Source organism: Streptomyces mashuensis, assembly GCF_014654785.1.
Lineage (GTDB): Bacteria > Actinomycetota > Actinomycetes > Streptomycetales > Streptomycetaceae > Streptomyces > Streptomyces mashuensis.
Window position 1 is genome coordinate 403,651 of sequence record NZ_BNBD01000002.1, and the last position, 18,227, is coordinate 421,877.

19 protein-coding genes and 2 pseudogenes are annotated in these 18,227 nt (G+C 73.7%); 12 read left to right on the forward strand and 9 right to left on the reverse strand.

Annotated features, from left to right (window positions below; all coding sequences use genetic code 11):
- Positions 1 to 181: 181 nt before the first annotated feature.
- Positions 182 to 853, forward strand: a complete 672-nt coding sequence (locus IE305_RS07015; protein ID WP_190128560.1) for an HAD-IA family hydrolase — start codon at positions 182 to 184, stop codon at positions 851 to 853.
- Between the two features lie 21 nt (positions 854 to 874).
- Here the strand turns inward: IE305_RS07015 and IE305_RS07020 are convergent, their stop codons facing one another.
- Positions 875 to 1,246 carry a cupin domain-containing protein gene (locus IE305_RS07020; protein ID WP_190128561.1) on the reverse strand — a complete coding sequence of 124 codons (372 nt, stop codon included), beginning with the start codon at positions 1,244 to 1,246 and terminating at the stop codon, positions 875 to 877.
- Positions 1,247 to 1,355: 109 nt separating this feature from the next.
- On the opposite strand from IE305_RS07020, the gene IE305_RS33430 reads away from it, so the two are divergent.
- The 3 genes and pseudogenes from IE305_RS33430 to IE305_RS07035 all read left to right on the forward strand — a co-directional run.
- Positions 1,356 to 1,940, forward strand: a complete 585-nt coding sequence (locus IE305_RS33430; RefSeq protein ID WP_190128562.1) for a penicillin-binding transpeptidase domain-containing protein — start codon at positions 1,356 to 1,358, stop codon at positions 1,938 to 1,940.
- Positions 1,934 to 2,533, forward strand: a complete 600-nt coding sequence (locus IE305_RS07030; protein WP_190128563.1) for a penicillin-binding transpeptidase domain-containing protein — start codon at positions 1,934 to 1,936, stop codon at positions 2,531 to 2,533. The genes IE305_RS33430 and IE305_RS07030 overlap by 7 nt, the downstream gene beginning before the upstream one ends.
- Positions 2,530 to 2,985, forward strand: a pseudogene (locus IE305_RS07035) (GNAT family N-acetyltransferase); the annotation flags it as partial. The gene IE305_RS07030 and the pseudogene IE305_RS07035, both read left to right, overlap by 4 nt.
- Before the next feature lie 33 nt (positions 2,986 to 3,018).
- On the opposite strand, the pseudogene IE305_RS07040 reads toward IE305_RS07035, so the two are convergent.
- A pseudogene (locus IE305_RS07040) lies at positions 3,019 to 3,444 on the reverse strand (NUDIX domain-containing protein); the annotation flags it as partial.
- Positions 3,445 to 3,502: 58 nt separating this feature from the next.
- Complete coding sequence (locus IE305_RS07045) at positions 3,503 to 4,261, reverse strand: GntR family transcriptional regulator (protein WP_190128564.1); 759 nt, start codon at positions 4,259 to 4,261, stop codon at positions 3,503 to 3,505.
- Between the two features lie 293 nt (positions 4,262 to 4,554).
- On the opposite strand from IE305_RS07045, the gene IE305_RS07050 reads away from it, so the two are divergent.
- Entirely contained in the window at positions 4,555 to 4,806 is a 252-nt protein-coding gene (locus IE305_RS07050) for a DUF6255 family natural product biosynthesis protein (RefSeq protein WP_190128565.1), read from the forward strand.
- A gap of 104 nt (positions 4,807 to 4,910) precedes the next feature.
- Here the strand turns inward: IE305_RS07050 and IE305_RS07055 are convergent, their stop codons facing one another.
- Positions 4,911 to 5,561, reverse strand: coding sequence for a class I SAM-dependent methyltransferase (locus IE305_RS07055; RefSeq protein WP_190128566.1), 651 nt, complete (start codon positions 5,559 to 5,561; stop codon positions 4,911 to 4,913).
- Between the two features lie 97 nt (positions 5,562 to 5,658).
- Between IE305_RS07055 and IE305_RS07060 the strand changes: the two genes are divergently transcribed.
- Complete coding sequence (locus IE305_RS07060; protein WP_190128567.1) at positions 5,659 to 6,297, forward strand: hypothetical protein; 639 nt, start codon at positions 5,659 to 5,661, stop codon at positions 6,295 to 6,297.
- Here the strand turns inward: IE305_RS07060 and IE305_RS07065 are convergent.
- A complete protein-coding gene (locus tag IE305_RS07065; RefSeq protein WP_190128568.1) occupies positions 6,280 to 7,263 on the reverse strand; it encodes a LysR family transcriptional regulator in 984 nt (327 codons plus the stop codon). The genes IE305_RS07060 and IE305_RS07065 overlap by 18 nt on opposite strands.
- Positions 7,264 to 7,595: 332 nt before the next feature.
- Here IE305_RS07065 and snpA point away from each other — a divergent pair, with 332 nt between their 5' ends.
- Positions 7,596 to 8,282 carry a snapalysin gene (snpA, locus tag IE305_RS07070; protein WP_190128569.1) on the forward strand — a complete coding sequence of 229 codons (687 nt, stop codon included), beginning with the start codon at positions 7,596 to 7,598 and terminating at the stop codon, positions 8,280 to 8,282.
- A 103-nt stretch (positions 8,283 to 8,385) separates the two neighbouring features.
- Here snpA and IE305_RS07075 read toward each other — a convergent pair whose 3' ends face one another.
- The 3 genes from IE305_RS07075 to IE305_RS07085 form a co-directional block, all read right to left on the reverse strand.
- A complete protein-coding gene (locus IE305_RS07075) occupies positions 8,386 to 9,027 on the reverse strand; it encodes a DedA family protein (RefSeq protein WP_190128570.1) in 642 nt (213 codons plus the stop codon).
- Positions 9,028 to 9,176: 149 nt separating this feature from the next.
- Entirely contained in the window at positions 9,177 to 9,611 is a 435-nt protein-coding gene (locus tag IE305_RS07080; protein WP_229890672.1) for a DoxX family protein, read from the reverse strand.
- Positions 9,612 to 9,772: 161 nt separating this feature from the next.
- Positions 9,773 to 10,468, reverse strand: coding sequence for an HNH endonuclease family protein (locus IE305_RS07085; RefSeq protein ID WP_190128571.1), 696 nt, complete (start codon positions 10,466 to 10,468; stop codon positions 9,773 to 9,775).
- A 268-nt stretch (positions 10,469 to 10,736) separates the two neighbouring features.
- Here IE305_RS07085 and IE305_RS07090 point away from each other — a divergent pair, with 268 nt between their 5' ends.
- Both IE305_RS07090 and IE305_RS07095 read left to right on the forward strand, forming a co-directional pair.
- Complete coding sequence (locus tag IE305_RS07090) at positions 10,737 to 11,531, forward strand: ABC transporter permease (protein WP_229890673.1); 795 nt, start codon at positions 10,737 to 10,739, stop codon at positions 11,529 to 11,531.
- A 196-nt stretch (positions 11,532 to 11,727) separates the two neighbouring features.
- Positions 11,728 to 12,306: a TMEM165/GDT1 family protein gene (locus IE305_RS07095; RefSeq protein WP_190128572.1), complete on the forward strand. Its 579-nt coding sequence runs from the start codon at positions 11,728 to 11,730 to the stop codon at positions 12,304 to 12,306.
- Positions 12,307 to 12,361: 55 nt separating this feature from the next.
- On the opposite strand, the gene IE305_RS07100 is transcribed toward IE305_RS07095, so the two are convergent.
- Entirely contained in the window at positions 12,362 to 13,303 is a 942-nt protein-coding gene (locus tag IE305_RS07100; RefSeq protein ID WP_190128573.1) for a TerD family protein, read from the reverse strand.
- A 276-nt stretch (positions 13,304 to 13,579) separates the two neighbouring features.
- Here IE305_RS07100 and IE305_RS07105 point away from each other — a divergent pair, with 276 nt between their 5' ends.
- The 3 genes from IE305_RS07105 (at position 13,580) to IE305_RS07115 (ending at position 18,194) form a co-directional block, all read left to right on the forward strand.
- Positions 13,580 to 14,761: an HpcH/HpaI aldolase/citrate lyase family protein gene (locus IE305_RS07105; RefSeq protein ID WP_190128574.1), complete on the forward strand. Its 1,182-nt coding sequence runs from the start codon at positions 13,580 to 13,582 to the stop codon at positions 14,759 to 14,761.
- Between the two features lie 68 nt (positions 14,762 to 14,829).
- Positions 14,830 to 17,289: a phosphoribosyltransferase gene (locus IE305_RS07110; RefSeq protein ID WP_190128976.1), complete on the forward strand. Its 2,460-nt coding sequence runs from the start codon at positions 14,830 to 14,832 to the stop codon at positions 17,287 to 17,289.
- A complete protein-coding gene (locus IE305_RS07115) occupies positions 17,286 to 18,194 on the forward strand; it encodes an HAD family hydrolase (protein ID WP_229890674.1) in 909 nt (302 codons plus the stop codon). The genes IE305_RS07110 and IE305_RS07115 overlap by 4 nt, the downstream gene beginning before the upstream one ends.
- The last annotated feature ends 33 nt before the right edge of the window (positions 18,195 to 18,227 follow it).

Sequence of the window (18,227 nt, forward strand, 5' to 3'; positions counted from 1 at the left end):
TAAGGCTGCGCGGACCTGCACCGACCGGGCGCGTGAGGCTGCCGACCAGGGCCGCTGGCGCGGCGGCGGGTCCGTTTTGTATCTTTGAGAAACAAAGTGGCTCCGCCCGCACTCCCTGACCGGCGGGTGGAGCCGCTTGTCTTTTTTGCCCGGTTTATCCGGAAGCCCCGGGAGTCCGCAGATGACAGCCACCGCCGCAGCCGCCGCCACGCTCACCGCCCGCGCCCTGCTCCTGGACATGGACGGCACGATCGTCAACTCCGACGCCGTCGTCGAACGCTGCTGGCGCCGCTGGGCCGCCGCGCAGGGCCTGGACGGGGACGCGGTCATGGAGGTCGTCCACGGCCGCCAGGGCTACGCCACGATGGCCCTGCTGCTGCCGGACCGCCCGATGGAGCTCAACCACGAGGACAACCGCCGCATGCTGGCCGAGGAGACGGCCGACGTCGACGGCGTCGTCCCCGTCCCCGGCGCCCCCGCCTTCCTGGCGGCGCTCGCCGGCCTCCCGCACGCCCTGGTCACCTCGGCGGACCGCACCCTGTCCCGCACCCGCATGGAGGCCGCGGGCCTGCCGCTGCCGGAGCTGCGGATCACGGCCGAGTCCGTGAGCGCGAGCAAGCCCGACCCCGAGGGCTTCCTCAAGGCCGCCGCCGAGCTGGGCTTCGCCCCGGCCGACTGCGTGGTCTTCGAGGACTCGGAGGCCGGCATCGCGGCCGGCCGCGCGGCGGGCATGCGCGTGGTGGGCGTGGGCCCGCGCGCGGCCGCCCACGGCCCGGACGTGGCCGTACCGGACCTGACGGCGGTAGCGGTCGAGGCGGGCCCCGACGGTCGGATCGTGCTGAAGATCAGCTGACCGTTCCTGCCGGCCTGCCGGCTATTCCTGCTGCGCCTGCGCGGTGACGTGGTCGAGGGTGCCGGTCAGCTGCTCGGTGGGCGAGAAGTCGAAGAACTCGCTGTCCTCCAGCGCCTGCGGCGAGTGCCCGGGCCCCCAGTAGAACACCTGCCCCGCCTCGTACGTCTCCTCTCCGTCCTTGGTCGTCAGCTTGATGCGGCCCTTGGTCAGAAAACCCCAGTGGGGGCACTGGCACAGGTCGTCGGGCAGCCCCTTGAGGGCGGGCCCGAGGTCCATGCCCTGGTCCGCGCGCATGTACAGCACGGTCATTCCCCCGCCCATCTCCTGCGTCCGCACCTCGACACCCTCGCCGGTGAACACGACGGGCGCTTCGTCACGGGTAACGGCCGTCATGACGGTCACTCCCTGGTCGTCTAGACGTCATCAGGGCCCTCACGCGCCTCACGTTCCACGGTAGTGGGGGCCGGGGGGAGAGGCACGGCGTGTCCGTACGATATTGATCATGCCTTCGACAAGCCGACGCCGGGCCGTGCTGGCCACGGCGGCCCTCATGACGTTGTTCACGGCGACCACGACGGGCTGCGGCGGGTCGGGCAAGGCGGCATCGCCCCCTGAGAAGCCCGCGGCCGGGGGCGGGGAGGGCCTGGTACGCATCCTGGTGGCGGGCCGCCCGGTGACGGGTTCGGAGCCGTCGGGGAACGCGAAGGTCCCCTACCGGCGGACGTACACGGACGGGGAGCTGTACGCGGCGGTGACGGGCTACCGGTCGATGGCGTTCGGCTCGGCGGGCCTGGAGAGCCTCTACCGGGACGCACAGGGGTCAGTGGAGACGACGGTCGACCCGGCCATGCAACGGGCCGCCACGGAGGGGCTACGAGGCCGCAAGGGCGCCGCGGTGGCCCTGGACGCGGAGACGGGCCGCATACGGGCGCTGGTGAGCACGCCGTCGTACGACCCGTCGTCCATCAGCGGCAACGGCAGCGCGGACGCGGCGGCATGGAAGGAACTGACGGCCTCCCAGGACAACCCCACGCTCAACCGCGCACTGCGGCAGGCCGCCCGGCGGGCGGCGCCTTCCGGGTGGTAGTGGTCGCAGCGGCGCTGGAGAAGGGCGTGTACGCGTCGGTGGACGCGCCGGCACACGGGGGCGAGGGGGCGTGCGAGCACGTTTCCGTACGGCAGGCACTGGCGCAGGGCTGCGACGAGGTCTTCGCGGTGATGGAGGCGGAGGTGGGCCGGGAGGCGGTACGGACGACGGCGGAGGCGTTCGGCTTCGAGGAGGCCGGGCTGCGGGTGCCGGTGCCGGTGGCCAAGAGCACGTACGGGCCGGAGGGGGCGACCGCCACGCCGCTGCAGATGGCCAGGGTGATGGCGGTCGTCGGCAACGGCGGCCGCCAAGTGGGCCCGCGGCTGGTCGACCGCGTGGTGCACGCGGACGGCAGCGTCGAGAAGCCCCCGCCGGCCACGTCGACGGGCCGCCAGGCCGTCACCCCCCACACCGCCGAACAACTCGCATCCGTCCTGAACGCGGGCACCCTGACGTCGTCGACGGACAAGGGCACCTGGTCGCTGGCCCTGACCCGCGGAAAGGACGGCCGCCTGCTGGCGGTGGCGGTACGGACGGACGACGCGGCAGCGGACGCCACGGCCCGTACGGTGACGGGGCTGACGGCCGGATGACTGTTAGAACCGCACGGGACCAGGACATACCCGGCCTCCTCGGCCTGGCCGCCCAGGTCGAGCACTGGTTCGGCCCGATGGTCGAGGACCCGGGCTTCCACCGCGCCCTGGAGAAGCACATCGGCAGGTCGACGGCGCTCGTCGCCATGGGGAAGGGCGGGGGCGTGGTCGGCGGCCTGCTGTTCGGCGCGAAGCCGCCGACGTACCACGTCCACTGGCTCGTCGTGTCGGAGGAGGAACGGGGAAGGGGCGTCGGCCGGTCCCTGATGGCAGAAGCAACCCGCCGCTACGTGCAGCCCCCGGCCACCCTGGAGGTGGTCACCTTCGGCCCCGACCACCCAGCCGCCACCACCAGCGGCGCCCGCGCCTTCTACGAACGCCAGGGCTTCACCCCGTCGGAGGCCGCGGAACTCGGCCCGGAGGGCGGCTCCCGGCAGATCTACCGCCCGGTCGGTCACCTGACGCGCACAGTCAGGAGGCGGCGATGCGGCGATCAACCGCTGGCCGTCGTGGGCCCGTACGTGCGGCCCGCCGCCACGGATCGCGTCGAGGAGGCGCACGGCATAGGCCTCGTCCATCGAGGAGACCACTTCCTGCGGCGTCATCCAGGCGACGGCCGCCGACTCGTCGGAGACTCGTTCCACGCCGCCCACGGGGCGGCAACGGAACACCAGGGCCACGATCGCCCGCGTCATGTTCTTGTAGACACCGGTGAGCCGCTCGACGCTCACCAAGATGCCGGTCTCCTCCAACACCTCGCGCCGCGCCCCCTCCTCCGGCGCCTCCGCAGCCTCCAACACGCCACCGGGAAGCTCCCAACGCCCGTTGTCGGCCCGCTGGATGACCAGCACCCGTCCGTCACCGCGCACCACAGCGCCCGCCACGGAGACCGAGTGCAGCGCTTCGCTCATACCGACCGCCCCCCCTATTGTCGCTGCACCGGCAGCGTGCCGAGGCTAGTGCCTACGCCTACGCCCCGAAGTCGTACTCGAGCGCATAGGACGCCGAGTCCAGCGTCATCTCGTTCACCTCCACGGCGCGACCGCTTTCCGCGAACGCCGTGCGGCAGATGTCGATGACGGGCGTCCCCGGCGACAACTGCAAGCGCTCGGCCTCCTCTGCGGAGGGCATGCGGCAGCGGATCTCCTCACGGAAGTGCACCGGTTTGCAGCCCAGTTCCGCGAGGCGCGCGTACGTACCGCCGGGGCCGCTGTCCGGAGTGGTGATTGCGGTGCCCGCCACGAGGGCCGCAGGCAGGTAGGAGCTCGACAGCATCACCGTCTTGCCGTCCAGCACGAACCGCCGGCGCCTCACGCACACGGTCTCGGTCTCTTCCAGGCCCAGGACGCCGGCCACCGGCCCCGGCGCCGCTTCCTCCGTGACGCGTACCCCGTCCACGACCAGGTCCCGGCTCTCGACGTCGGCGGACCAGACGGAACGCCCAGCACCCCACACGTCCTCGGCGAGCCGCTGTACACCCCGCCGCCGGACGGGCCGGAACGACCGCACGAACACGCCCGCCCCCTTACGGGCTTCGACAACGCCCTCGCTCTGCAGCACGCCGAGCGCCTGCCGGGCGGTCATCCGGGCCACGCCGTGTTCGGCCATCAACTCGTTCTCGCCCGGCAACCGGTCCCCCGGGCCGTACACGCCGGCCTGGATCGCGTCGCGCAGCTCAGCGGCGATCTGCCGGTACTTGGGCAGCCGGCCGGTGCCGTGGTTGGCCATGGGGTGATCCCCTCTCTTCCCTTGACAGCGTAAAGGCGCCCGGCGCTGCCGAGCTTGCCGCAGAACGAGGGGGCTCCAGGTGAACCACCCGGACGCCCCTGTCGCAGCCGCTTCTGCGCAAGAGGCCAACCATCGTCCAACTCCGCCTGCGCCGGGTGCCGGGAGATCAAAGCCAAGCGCTACGAAGCCATCCGCCAGGGCAACCGGCGCATGGCCGAGGCGATGGCCACCGCCATGGGGCGGCACCTGCGGGCGGCGCACTGATGGGGGCGGCATGGGCGCCCGCTCCCGCGATGCCGCCGGGCGGACGGGTGCGCTGTGCCCACCCCCGCCCCGCCTGGGCGGTGACCGGCGACGGGGTCGGTGTCTGCCGGCGTTGCGGCACGCGGCGCGTCGCGGACTACCGGGCGCTCGCCTTCGCGCTCGACCTGCCCGGCAGGACGCAGCCCGGCGGGCCGACCGGCAGAGCCGTCGGCGCCGGCCCCGGGCACGCCGGATGGCCGCGCCGCGTACGCGAGGTCGACCGGCGCCGGTCAGGCGCGTAGCAGCGGAGGCGGGTGATCGCGCGGGCCGTCGCGCCCTGGGCAGCGGACCAGGACCGACCTGAGGAAGCTCTACCTCATCCTGCCGTCGTCGCGGAATCGCACGTTCACCGCGCAAGCGGGCGAGGGCGTTCCCACACCACCGAGTACCGCCACAGCAGGTGTCGCCGGAAGCGGCGGCCGGGGAGGAGGGCGCGGGAGGTGCGGCGTACCTCGGTCCAGGTGGTTCGGGGGTCCTCGACCGGCATGCCCGGCGGGTCCGTGACGCCGCCGTGGCGGCGTGCGAGCCATCGTGCGGCGGGGACGCCGGCCGCGCTGGTCAGCCAGTCGTAGGGGGTGCGGGGCCGGGCCAGGCCGACGATCACCAGGCGGCCGCCGGGGGCCAGGAGCCGCTTCATCGACTGTACGGCGGTGGCGAAGTCACCGTGGTGGACGACCGCGACCGCGCTGACGAAGTCGAACGTGCCCTCGGCCAGGGCCTCCGGCAGCGGCGGACGGAGGAAGTCCGCTTGGAGGAAGGTGAGATGGGGGACGTGCGCGTCCGCCGCCGCCCGGCGGGCCTGGCGGATCATGTCCTCGGAACGGTCCACTCCGGTCACCTCGCGTGCCCGTTCCGCCAGCCGCCGGGCCAGCAGCCCGTCCCCGCAGCCGAGGTCGAGCGCTCTGCCGCACCCGTCCGGGACGGCGTCGAGGATGAGCGGGTGGTAGTGGACGTTGTGGTTCCACGGCGTGGTCCGGGTGACGGTCTGTCCGGTCATCAGGGCAGGGTATGCGGGCGACCGTCAGGGCCGGATCAGGGACGTCTCAGGGTCTTCCCTGACGCCCCGCACCCCTCCCCGACGGAATGATCGAAGCATGACGGAAACGACCTGGAAGCAGTCGGCCTTCGTGGCGGCTCCCCTGTGCCTCGCGGGGTACGGACTCATACGGCTCGTCGACAGCGAGCACGGCCCCGGCCCCGACTGGACGCTCGGGCACCTGGCGCTGCTCGGCGGGCTGCTGATGTTCGCCCCCGTCTTCCTCGGTCTGCGCCGTCTGGCTCTGGAGGGCCGCGGCGACGGCGGTGGCGGCGGCACGGTCCGCCGGGCCGTGGCCGGGGCCGGGACCGCGCTCGGGCTGCTGGGCATGGTGGCGGCCGCCGTGCAGGCGGGCATCGACCTCGTGGTCGGGGCCTGCGCCGCGGACCGCGTCGGGATGGACGAGCTGTTCGGCGACGTCCAGAGCGTCGCCGGAGTCAAGCCCGCCTTCTACACGGTCGGGCCGCTGCTCTTCCACATCGGGCTGCTCATACTGGTCGTGCAGCTCGCCGCACTGCGCCGCATAGCAGCCTGGCGGCCCCTCGCGGTCGTGGTGGCGATAGCCCTGCCCGCCGCGCTCGGCCTGGACCTGATGCCGGTGGCCGGTCTGCTGCTCCTGCTGGTGCTCGCTCCGCTCGGAGAGCGGGCGGCGACGGCGCTGCCCTCCCCCGCCGGGCGCTCAGTGACTGCCCACTGACGGCAGCAGCGGGCTGCCGTTGCGGTCCAGCCAGGACCGGTAGACGGGGTTGGCGGCGGCCACGTCCACGTATGCGTCCATGAGGTCGGTGAAGAGCGCGTCCAGGTCGCGCAGCGGTAAGGAGCCCGAGCGGGACGCCAGTGCGAGCTGGCAGGTGAGGGGGTCCCCGTCGAGGGGGCGTACGACCGTGCCGGGGGCCGGGTCGGCGATGGGCTGGCTGAGGCGGACGGCCTCGCCGGAGGCGACGAGCTCCGCGGCGGTGGTGTTGTCGCGGACGTGCACCAGCCGGGGGTCGACCCCGGCGGCGGTGAAGGCGGCACGCAGGGCGGTGGCCTCGTCGTCGGCGGTGGGGTCGACGATCCAGGCGTCGGAGGCGAGGGCGGAGAGGGGGACGAGGGAGCGGGCCGTCGCGGGGTGACCGGCGGCCAGGGCCACGAAGCGGGGCTCGCGGCCGATGAGGACGCGGCGTTCGACGCCCTCGGGGACGGCCAGGGGGAAGCCCGCCGTCTCGTGGACGAAGGCGACGTCGAGCTGGTTGGTCGCCAGCAGCTGGAGCAGCGTGTTGGAGGAGACCTCTATGTGGATGGTCGTGTCCGTCTCCGGCAGGCGCCGGTGGATACGCCGCAGCCAGCCCGTCACGGCGTGACTGCCGATGCTGCCGATGCGCAGGCGCAGCCCGCCGGCGCCGAGGGCGGCCTCGCGGGCGGCCGAGACGAGGGCGGTCATCTCCGCGATGATCGGTCTGGCGCGGGAGAGGACGGAGTGGCCGAGGGGCGTGGGGCGGCTGCCGTTCTGGCCTCGGGTGAAGAGGGTGCCACCGAGCGTGGCCTCGATGCGGCGGAGTTGCGTGGTGAGGGAGGGCTGGGTCATGCCCAGGCGCAGCGCCGCTTTGCGCACGCTGCCGGTGTCCGCGATGGCGCAAAGTGCGCGGAGGTGCCTGACCTCGAGCTCCACGAGGGGGAGCATAACGGCGGCCTCGTCCGTCACACCAGGCACATGTTCGGCCGTCGCCGCGCCGCCGCGTGGCCGTTGCCCACCGGCCCACCGCCTCTGACCGGCGGTTCCGGCCCCCGCCCGGGGGCGTAAGGGATCAGCAGGGCACCACTGTGGCCCAACGGTGGCCAAGAGGTGGCGGAGGATAGGCGATTGGATGGCGCTATGGCCAACTGGCATCATCCGCACCATTGATAACTCGTCAGAGACTCTGGGGGAACACAAGTTCGCCCGGCGAGCCCGGGTGGCGCGACCCACCGCGCGCCGCCGTGAGGGCTCCCGGCACGGAATTCGGAGTCCCCCACATGAAACCCTCCACCATGGTGCTCTCGGCTGCCCTCGGTCTCGGGCTGGCGGCCACGCTCACCGCCGTCCCCGCCTCCGCCGCCACGACGGCGGACGCCAGGGCACCCCACTCGCAGTCCGCGCCGTCGACCGTGGCCAGCCGGGCCGCGTACGCCGGTTCCGCGACCGAGGAGGCCAACAACAAGGCGTTCTTCGAGGCGGTGATGAAGTCCGCGCAGGCCAAGAAGGCGGCCTCGCCGGGCCTCGCGACCGTCACCGTCGTCTACGACGCCAGCCAGGCGCCGAGCTTCGCGACGGAGATAGCCAACAGCGCGCGGATCTGGAACAGCTCCGTGCGCAACGTCCAGCTGCGCTCCGGCAGCAACGCGGACTTCAGATACTACGAGGGCAACGACTCCCGCGGCTCGTACGCCAGCACCGACGGGCACGGCCGCGGCTACGTCTTCCTCGACTACGCGCAGAACGAGCAGTACGACTCCACCCGCGTCACCGCGCACGAGACCGGGCACGTCCTCGGCCTCCCGGACCACTACTCCGGCCCGTGCAGCGAGCTGATGTCCGGTGGCGGCCCCGGCCCGTCGTGCACCAACCCGTACCCGAACTCCACCGAGCGCAGCCGGGTCAACCAGCTGTGGGCGAACGGGCTGAAGTCCCTCGACCGCGACGTCTTCGCCAAGGTGCGCTGAGACACACGAGTCGGCTGAAGCACACGGTCTGCTGAACGAACGCGAACGAACGCGGCGGCCCGGTTCCCTTTCCTCCCGGAAGGGAACCGGGCCGCCGTCCCGTTCACTGGGCCTGAGCCTCCGCCTCCTGCGGCCGGCGCATGAGGAAGACCGCGAGCGAGCCGGCCGCGAAGAGCGCCAGCACCGAGACGGCGGTGCTCAGCCAGCTCGCGCCCAGCCACTGGCCGCCGAAGTAGCCGAGGCTCACGCTGTACGCGGCCCAGGCCAGCCCGGCCAGTGCGGACCACGGCAGGAACTCGGCGACGCGGCGGTGCATCACGCCCGCGCCCAGGCTCACCACCGACCGCCCCGCGGGCGCGAAGCGGGCCACGACCACCAGCGGGCCGCCGCCGCGCAGCAGCGCGGTGCCCAGGCGTTCCTGGGCCGCGGTGAGGCGGCGGGACCGGGCGATGGCGCGGTCGAAGCGGTCACCGCCGCGCCAGGCGAGGCGGTAGGCCACCATGTCGCCGAGCACCGAGGCGGTCGCGGCGCACATCACGAGGCCGAGCATGTCGGAGAAGCCCGCGTGCCCCCGGACGGCCGCCCCGCCCACCGCACCGGCGGCGGAGCCCGCGGCGGCGGTGGCCGCGGCGATCACCAGCACTCCGCTGGGCAGGACGGGCAGGAAGACGTCCAGGAGTACGGACAGACCGACGATCACGTATATCCACGGCGTTTCGGCCAACGCCCCCAACAGCTCCAGCACGTCCTGTTCTCCCGGTCCGTTCCCCCGCCGCGACGTCGCAGGGAGCGGCAGGGGCGGCCTTCACAACCGTACAGCGTACGCCTGAGACTGCTGGGGAAGGAGCGCAGGGTGCGCAATGTTGTTCGCATCACGCCCGTGACGGGCGTTACTCAGTCGCGCTTAGCGCGCGCGAAGAGGCGGTCGAGCGCCAGCGGGCCGGGGCCGGTGAAGACGAGCAGCAGGAAGGCCCAGGCGTACAGGGCGGAGGGCTCGCCACCGTTCTGTATCGGCCACAGCGCCATGCTCTGGTGGACGTCGAAGTAGGCGTAGGCCATGGAGCCGGAGGCGATGAACGCCGCACTGCGCGTGCCCACCCCGAGCAGGACGAGCACACCGCCGACGAGCTGGATCACCGCGGCGTACCAGCCCGGCCAGGTGCCCGCGGAGATCGTGCCGCCGTGCGTGCCGGCCGCGCCGCCGAGGACGCCGAAGAGCGAGGCGGCGCCGTGGCAGGCGAAGAGCAGGCCGATCACGATGCGGAACAGGGACAGGACGTACGGCCGGGCGGCGTCCAGGCGCGCGCTCAGGGAAGGCGTGGGCGGCATGGGGAAACTCCTCGTACTGGGGACGGCAAACGACGAGGGGGACAGGTTAGGCGTACCTAATCAGTAGTTGCAACTTCAAGTTCTTTGGTTCATGAAGCCGCAACATTCCCGGCCGGCCCCAGCGAAGCCGGGGCCGGCCGGCTGCCGTCCGCGTGCGGCTCTCAGCAGCCGTTGAGGATGCCCGTCAGAGCGGCCTTTTCGGCGGAGTCGACGGTCAGCTTGTAGTCGTACTTCACCGAGACCCACATCTGCGCGTACGTACAGCGGTACGACTTCAGCGGCGGCAGCCACTGCGCGGGGTCCTTGTCGCCCTTTTCCTGGTTGACCCGGTCGGTGACGGCGATCAGCTGCGGACGCTTGAGGTCGTTGGCGAACGCCTGGCGCTGCGCCGTGGTCCACGAGCTGGCGCCCGAGCGCCACGCCTGGGCCAACGGGACGATGTGGTCGATGTCGATGTCCTGGGCGTCGGTCCAGGTGGCACCGTCGTACGGGGAGTACCAGGTGCCCGAGACGGCGGCGCAGCGGTCGTCCTGCTCGACGTTCTCGCCGTCGCGCTTGAGCACGACCTCACGGGTGTTGCACTGCCCGTACTGGGTCGACCAGTGCGGGAACTTGGCGCGGCTGTAGCCGTCCATCGAGCCCTCGGGCTGCACGGTCAGCTTCGCCAGCTCGGCGCGGGCGGTGGCGGCGTCCGGCGGGGTGGGCGGCGCGGCCTGGGCGGCGGGGCCGTCGAGCACCAGCACGCCGGTCAGGGCCGCGAGCGAGGCGGCGGCGACGGCGGTGCGGCGCGCACCGGTGAGGACGCTACGACGCGCGTAGACGCCGGGCGTGGCGGAGGAGGCGCGCAGTCCGGGCATGGGAACTCCCTTGAGGGTGAGGGAAGGACGGGAACGACCGCGTGAGCGAGGAAGAGCAGAAGAGAGCAAGAAAGGCGAAACGCGGTCAGGATCGCGACGACGGATGTCCGGGGGGTGGTCGTCAGGTGACAGGATGGCGACGCGGCCATGTCAAGGCAAGGGTTCGCGGACGTGAAATGCGCCGGGTAGCGGAGGCCATCCCTCCTGTTGGGCGCGGGAACTGACGCCGCGCCAGCTCAGCCGCCCCGCCGGGCCGTAGGGTGGCCGCGTGCTCGCCGCCGACGCCCTGCTGCCCGCGAACACCACCCTGGGCGTGGTCCTCGCCCTCCTGCTCGCGCTCGCCGTGACCGTCGCCGCCGTGGCCCGCCTGGCGGACGTACGGGAGCGCGGCTACGCCCGCGCGATCGCCTTCGCCGGGCTGCGCGCGGCGGTACAGCTGGCCGTCGTCTCCCTCCTGATCGGGTGGGTGGTCCGGGCCGTCCCGGCGCTGCTGTGCTTCCTCCTCGTGATGTTCGCCGTGGCCGTCCGCACGGCCGGCCGGCGCGTGACGGACAACCGCACGTGGTGGTGGGCGGCCGCGCCGGTCGCGGCGGGGGTGCTGCCGGTGGTGGCCGCACTGCTGCTGACGGGGCTGGTGCCGCTCAAGGGCGTCGCCCTGATCCCGGTGACCGGCATCCTCATCGGCGGCGCGCTCACGGCCACCGTGCTCGCCGGGCGGCGCGCCCTGGACGAGCTGCGCACCCGGCACGGCGAGGTCGACGCGGCGCTGGCGCTGGGCCTGCTGCCCCGCGACGCCCGGCTGGAGATCGCCCGGCCGGCCGCCGCCGACGCCCTGCTGCCCGGCCTGGACCAGACGCGGACTGTGGGACTCGTCACACTCCCGGGCGCCTTCGTGGGCATGCTGCTGGGTGGCGCGTCCCCGGTGCAGGCGGGCGTGGTGCAGCTGTTCGTGCTGGTCGCGCTGATGGCGGTGCAGGCGGTCGCCGTGGCGGTGGTGCTGGAGCTCGTGGCGCGCGGTCTGCTGCACCGGTCCCGTACCCTGGGGGGAGCAGAAGGGGAGTAGCTCTTCGCCGGACCGTCGACATACTGCTGAGCACGCTCAGCCGGCGCCCGGAGGCCGTACGGAGACCGCGTCAGGCGGCCCGGCCGGCCAGCGAGACCTTCGGCCGCAGTGTCCACGACGCTGCCGTGCCGAAGCGACCCCGCATTCCGCTGGTCCCGTCGGTGCGGTGGCCCCACCGACAGAGGAATCCGTCCCTGTGTTCAGCATCACCGTCGCCGCGCTCGTCTTCGGCGTGATCTTCCTGGCCGAGCTGCCCGACAAGACCGCCCTGGCCGGCCTCATGCTCGGCACGCGCTACCGCGCCTCCTACGTCTTCGCCGGCGTCGCCGCGGCCTTCGCCGTCCACGTCGCCCTGGCCATCGCCGCGGGCAGCGTCCTGACGCTGCTGCCCCACCGCCTGGTGCAGGCCGTCGTCGGCGTGCTCTTCCTGGCCGGCGCGGCCATGCTGCTGTGGAAGAAGGACGACGACGAGGACGAGGCGCCCCGCCCGGCCGACCAGTCGTTCTGGAAGGTCTCGGGCGCGGGCTTCATGCTGATCCTCGTCGCCGAGTTCGGCGACCTCACGCAGATCATGACGGCCAACCTCGCCGCCCGCTACGACGACCCGCTCTCCGTCGGCCTCGGCGCGGTGGCAGCCCTGTGGGCGGTGGCCGGCCTCGGCATCGTGGGCGGCCGCACGCTCCTTCGCGTCGTCCCCCTGAAGCTGATCACCAAGGTGGCGGCCCTGGTGATGCTGGCGCTGGCCGGGTTCAGCCTCTACGAGGCGGTGTCCTGAACCACCCCGCCCGGCCCCGCCGCCCCCTGCCCCGGCCCCGGCACCGGCCCCGCCTTCAGCCGCCCGCGTGCCCCGTCCGCTGCGGCAGGAACTGCGGTCCCTGGAGCGGCAGGCTGAAGCCCGGGTCCGGCAGCGGGGGCTGCTGCTGCGGATAGCCGTACGACGGCTGCGGCGAGTGCGGTGACGTGTGCTGCTGCGGGTACCCGTACGCGGGCCGGCCCGCCGGCGGCGGCGGCGCGTAGTGCGGGTAACCGTAGGCCGGCTGTGCCGGGACGACCGGCGGCACGCTGGGCGGCGGCGGGTAGCCGGCCGGCGCGCTCACGGGCGGGCTGGCCGGCCCGGACATCTCGTCCGCGGCACGGCCGGCGGCCCCGGCCGGCGGAACCGTCCCGTCCGCGTCCCGGGCCCCCTCCGCACCCTCGTCGGCGTCGCCCTCGCCGCCGTCCTCCTCCACCGTGATGCCGAACTCCGTGGCGAGGCCCAGCAGCCCCGAGGCGTAGCCCTGTCCCAGCGCGCGGAACTTCCAGCCGTCCCCGCGCCGGTAGAGCTCGCCGCACAGCATCGCGGTCTCGTCGCCCGTTTCCGGCCGCACGTCGAACCGGGCGATGGGCACGCTGTCCGCCGCGCCCACCTCGTCCCGGGCGTCGTACACCAGCAGGCACAGGTCCTTGACCTGGCCGAACGCGCCGCCGTCGGCGGAGGCCGCCAGCACCACACGGGCCACCGCCGCCTCCAGCGCGGTGAGGTCCGCCTCCAGGGAGTCCGTGGCCCCCTCCACCAGCCGCTTCTTGCGCAGGTGCCGGACCAGGCCGGAGGGGTGGCGGGGCTGGTTGTAGAAGACGAAGTCCTCGTCCGAGCGCACGCGGCCGTCGTCGCCCAGCAGGAGGGCGGAGGCGTCCACGTCCGGGACGCCCGGGCCGGGGGTCCAGCGCAGGACGGCCCGCACGGCGGGGGCCTCGAGCGGGATGTTCGACCCCTTCAGCATCGCGTGCGTCATGTCCGCAATCCTGCCCTCCCCCGTGGCCGGGGAACAACGCAGGGGGGTTCCCCGGGCCGCGACCGTGCGACCCTTCGGCCGCCCGCACCTTTACCCGAACAATCTGTGCAGGTCATGGGTTTTTCATCTCCTTGGGGAACTCTTGACCCACCCCCGGACGTACGATAGGCGGCCACCTCCCGCCGGTACGGCCGGAAACCGACCTGGACTCCACCTCGGAACCGGCGCCGGCAGCGACCGGAGGGGAGTGTTCAGGCCGCGGGACTGGGGAGAGCTATGAGGCATTTCGGACACCTTCCGCCGGCGGTGCGGCGCAGGCTGTTCCACCGCGAGCCGGGCGAGTTCCACGCCGGCTCCCCCGCCCGTACGCTCTCCGTCGCCCTCGGCGCCACCCTCTACTGCCCCGCCACGCGCCCCGCCCTCGCCCGGGACGTCGTCAAGCAGGCCCGGCGCGGCGTGGTCTCCATGGTGCTGTGCCTGGAGGACTCCATCGCCGACGCGGAGGTGCCCGCCGCCGAGGACAACCTGGTGCGCCAGCTGACGGAGCTCGCCACGGACGGCGCGGCACCGGCGCTGCCGCTGCTCTTCGTCCGGGTCCGCGAGCCCGGCCAGATCCCCCGGCTCACCGCCCGCCTCGGCCCCGCCGCCCGTCTGCTCTCCGGCTTCGTCCTGCCCAAGTTCACCGAGGACCGCGGCCTGCCGTTCCTGGAGGCGCTGGCCGCCGCCGAAGCCGAGCACGGGCAGCGGCTGTTCGCCATGCCCGTCCTGGAGTCCCCCGAGCTGCTCCACCTGGAGACGCGCACCGACACCCTGACGGGCATAGCGCGCGCCGTCGAGAAGTACCGCGACCGCGTCCTCGCCCTGCGCCTGGGCGTCACCGACTTCTGCTCGGCCTACGGCCTGCGCCGCGCGCCCGACATGACCGCGTACGACGTCCATCTCGTCGCCTCCGTCATCGGCGACGTCGTCAACGTGCTGGGGCGCGCCGACGGCAGCGGCTTCACCGTCACCGGCCCGGTCTGGGAGTACTTCCCGCAGCCGGAGCGCATGTTCAAGCCACAGCTGCGCCGCAGCCCCTTCGCCGGCCCGGCCGAGGCCCTGCGCACCGCGCTGATCGAGCACGACATGGACGGCCTGCTGCGCGAGATCCAGCTCGACCGGGCCAACGGCCTCCAGGGCAAGACCTGCATCCATCCCACCCATGTGGCCCCCGTCCACGCCCTGTCCGTCGTCAGCCACGAGGAGTTCAGCGACGCCGAGGACATCCTGCGGCCGGAGAGCGGCGGGGGCGGCGTGCTGCGCTCCGCGTACACCAACAAGATGAACGAGGTGAAGCCGCACCGCGCATGGGCCGAGCGCACCATGCTCCGCGCCGAGGTGTTCGGCGTCGCGCGCGAGGACGTGAGCTTCGTCGAGCTGCTGGCGGCGGGGCTGCGGGACGGGGAAGCGGACGCATGAACACGAACGCACACGCGAACACACAGGCGAACGCCCACACGAACGCCGCCCACACGAACATCACGAACATGGAGAGCCCTGTGGAGGAACGGCCGGCCGTCTGGTCCGGGCAGTGGGTGGCGGACCGGCTGGGCGTCGAGCCCGCCGGCGACCCCGCCCTGAAGGAGCTCCTGGGCCTCGCCCTGCGGCGCAACCCCAAGCGGGCCCACCTGCTGGTGTCCAACGTCCTCGGCAAGCACGTCCCGCAGCGCCCCTCGGTGGTGTACGGGTCCGGCGCCGGCCTCGGCCGCCGGGTGCGGGAGCTGCTGGGCGGGCGGGAGGCGGACCGTGCCGTCGTCCTCGGCTACGCGGAGACCGCCACGGCGCTCGGCCATGCCGTCGCCGACGGCCTGGGCCCCGTCCCCTACCTGCACTCCACGCGGCGCGCGGTGCCGGACAGCCGCCCGGTCGGCGGCTTCGAGGAGGAGCACAGCCACGCCACGTCGCACCTGCTGCTGCCGGAGGATCCCGCCCTCCTCGCCGGCGGCGGCCCGCTCGTGCTGGTCGACGACGAGTTCTCGACGGGCCGCACGGTCCGCAACACGATCGCGGCGCTGCACGCCCGCTTCCCCCGCGAACGGTACGTGGTGGTGGCCCTGGTCGACCTGCGCGACGCGGCCGACCGGGAGCGGCTGCGGGAGTTCGCGGCGGAGCTGGGGGCGCGCGTCGACGTCGTCGCGCTGGCCACGGGTACCGTCCGCCTCCCGGCGGACGTCCTTGAGCGCGGGCGCGCGCTGGTCGAGGCCCACGGCGGCCCGGACCGCCACACGAAGGTGACCGGGGGCGGACGGATCACCCGGGTCGGCCTGGACTGGCCCGCCGGGCTGCCCGACGGCGGCCGGCACGGCTTCACACCGGCCCACCGCGCCACGCTGGAGGCCGCCCTTCCGGGAATGGCCGGCCGGCTGCGGGACGCCCTCCCGGCCGGTGCCGCGCGCGTACTCGTCCTCGGCACCGAGGAGCTGATGTACGCGCCGCTGCGGCTGGCGGAGGCCCTGGCGCAGCGGACCACGGCCGAGGTGCTGTTCTCGACCACCACCCGCTCCCCCGTCCTCCCGGTCGACGACCCGGGCTACGCGATCCGTTCCCGCCTGGTGTTCCCCGCGCACGACACCCCGCCCGGCGAAACCACCGGTGAGCGCTACGCGTACAACGTGGCGGGCGGCGGCTTCGACGCCGTCGTCGCCGTCACCGACTCCGTCGGCGACACCCCGGCCCTGCACGCCCCCGGCGGCCTGCTGGACGCCCTCGCCGGCCACACCGGCCAGGTCCTGCTGGTCACCCTGCCTTCCTACGTCCCGTCCGTTCCCTCCCACGCCCCCGAGGTCGCCCCGCCCATGGCCGCCGCCCTGCCCGAGCCGCTGCGCGGCCCCGCCTTCTCCTCCTACGCGCCGGAGGACGTCGGCTGGCTGCTCCAGGACCTGTCCGGCGTGGCGCTGGAGGCGCCCACCGAGGAGCGCGAGGAGGCCGTGCAGAGCGGCGGCGCGCACTACGCGGAGTCGCTGCCCGTCGAGTACCAGCCGAGCCCCGCCTACCAGGCGCTGTACCGGGCGGCGCTGGAGGCGTCGGCCGGCCGTGTCGCGGAAGCGGCCGGCGTGGTCACCGAGACCGTGCTCGCCGAGCGCTCCCCCCGCCCGGTGCTGGTCTCCCTGGCCCGTGCCGGCACGCCCGTCGGCATCCTGATGCGCCGCTGGGCGCGGCACGCGCACGGCCTGGACCTGCCGCACTACGCCGTCTCCATCGTGCGCGGCCGCGGCATCGACGCCAACGCCCTGCGCTGGATCGCCGCCCACCACGACCCGGCCGACGTCGTGTTCGTCGACGGCTGGACGGGCAAGGGCGCCATCACCCGTGAACTCGCCGAGGCCCTCCGGGAGTTCCCCGGCTTCGACCCGCGCCCGGCCGTTCTCGCCGACCCCGGCCACTGCGTGGACACCTACGGCACGCGCGACGACTTCCTCATCCCCTCCGCCTGCCTCAACTCCACGGTGTCCGGCCTGATCTCACGCACCGTCCTGCGGGACGACCTGGTCGGCCCGCACGACTTCCACGGCGCGAAGTTCTACCGGGAGCTGGCGGCCGCCGACGTCAGCCGCTCCTTCGTCGAGACCGTCTGCGACCACTTCCCCGGCATCGGCGACGCCGTGGCCCGCGCCGCCAAGGAGACGGCCGCCGCCGACCGCACGCCCACGTGGGAGGGGTGGGCCGCCGTGGAGCGGATCAGCGCCGCGTACGGCATCGACGACGTCAACCTGGTCAAGCCCGGCGTCGGCGAGACCACACGCGTCCTGCTGCGCCGCGTGCCGTGGAAGGTCCTGGCCCGGCCCGGCGCGGGCACCGACCTGGACCACGTACGGCTGCTGGCCGAGCAGCGCGGCGTGCCGGTGGAGGAGGCCGACGGGCTGCCCTACAGCTGCGTCGGCCTGATCCACCCGCGCTACACGCGCGGGGCCACCGGCGCCGACGGCAAGGCGGTGCAGGCCCGGTGACCTCCCGGACCCCGGCCCCCGCCCCGGCCCCCGTGCTGGTCGCCAGCGACCTGGACCGCACGCTCATCTACTCCACCGCCGCGCTCGCCCTGACCGGCCCGGACGAGCAGGCGCCGCGCCTGCTGTGCGTGGAGGTGTACGAGCAGCGCCCCCTGTCGTACCTGACGGAGGCCGCGGCGGCCCTGCTGGCGGAGCTGTCCGCGGCGGGCGCCTTCGTGCCCGTCACCACGCGCACGCCCGAGCAGTACGCGCGCGTGCAGCTGCCCGGCCCGCCGCCCGAGTACGCGATCTGCGCCAACGGCGGCGAACTGCTGGTGCGCGGTACGCCGGACCCCGAGTGGCGGGCGCACGTGGCCGGCGCGCTGGCCGCCGAGTGCGCCCCGCTGGCGGAGGTGCGCGAGCGCCTCGTCCGTACCGCCGATCCCGCCTGGCTCCTCAAGGAACGCACCGCGGCGGGGCTGTTCGCGTACCTGGTCGTGGACCGCGACCGGCTGCCGCGGCAGTGGGTGACGGACCTGGCCGGCTGGGCGGCCGGGCACGGCTGGACGGTGTCGCTCCAGGGCCGCAAGGTGTACGCCGTACCGGCGCCGCTCACCAAGAGCGCGGCGGTGGCCGAGGTCGTACGGCGCATGGGCGCCGGCCGCGTCCTGGCCGCCGGCGACTCGCTGCTGGACGCCGACCTGCTGCTCGCCGCCGACCGGGCCTGGCGGCCGGGCCACGGCGAACTGGCCGACGAGGGCTGGACCGCGCCGCACGTCACTGCGTTGCGCACGCGCGGCGTCGCGGCGGGCGAGGAGATCCTGCGGGCGTTCACGGCGGAGCTGTCCGCCGCGAGCGGCGCGGACGGCGGGGCACGGGGAGGAGCCGCCGGTGAAGGTCTCGTGGTGACGGGCTCGGCACCGTAGGCTCGGGCGCGGATCTCGTCCCACACCCTCCTG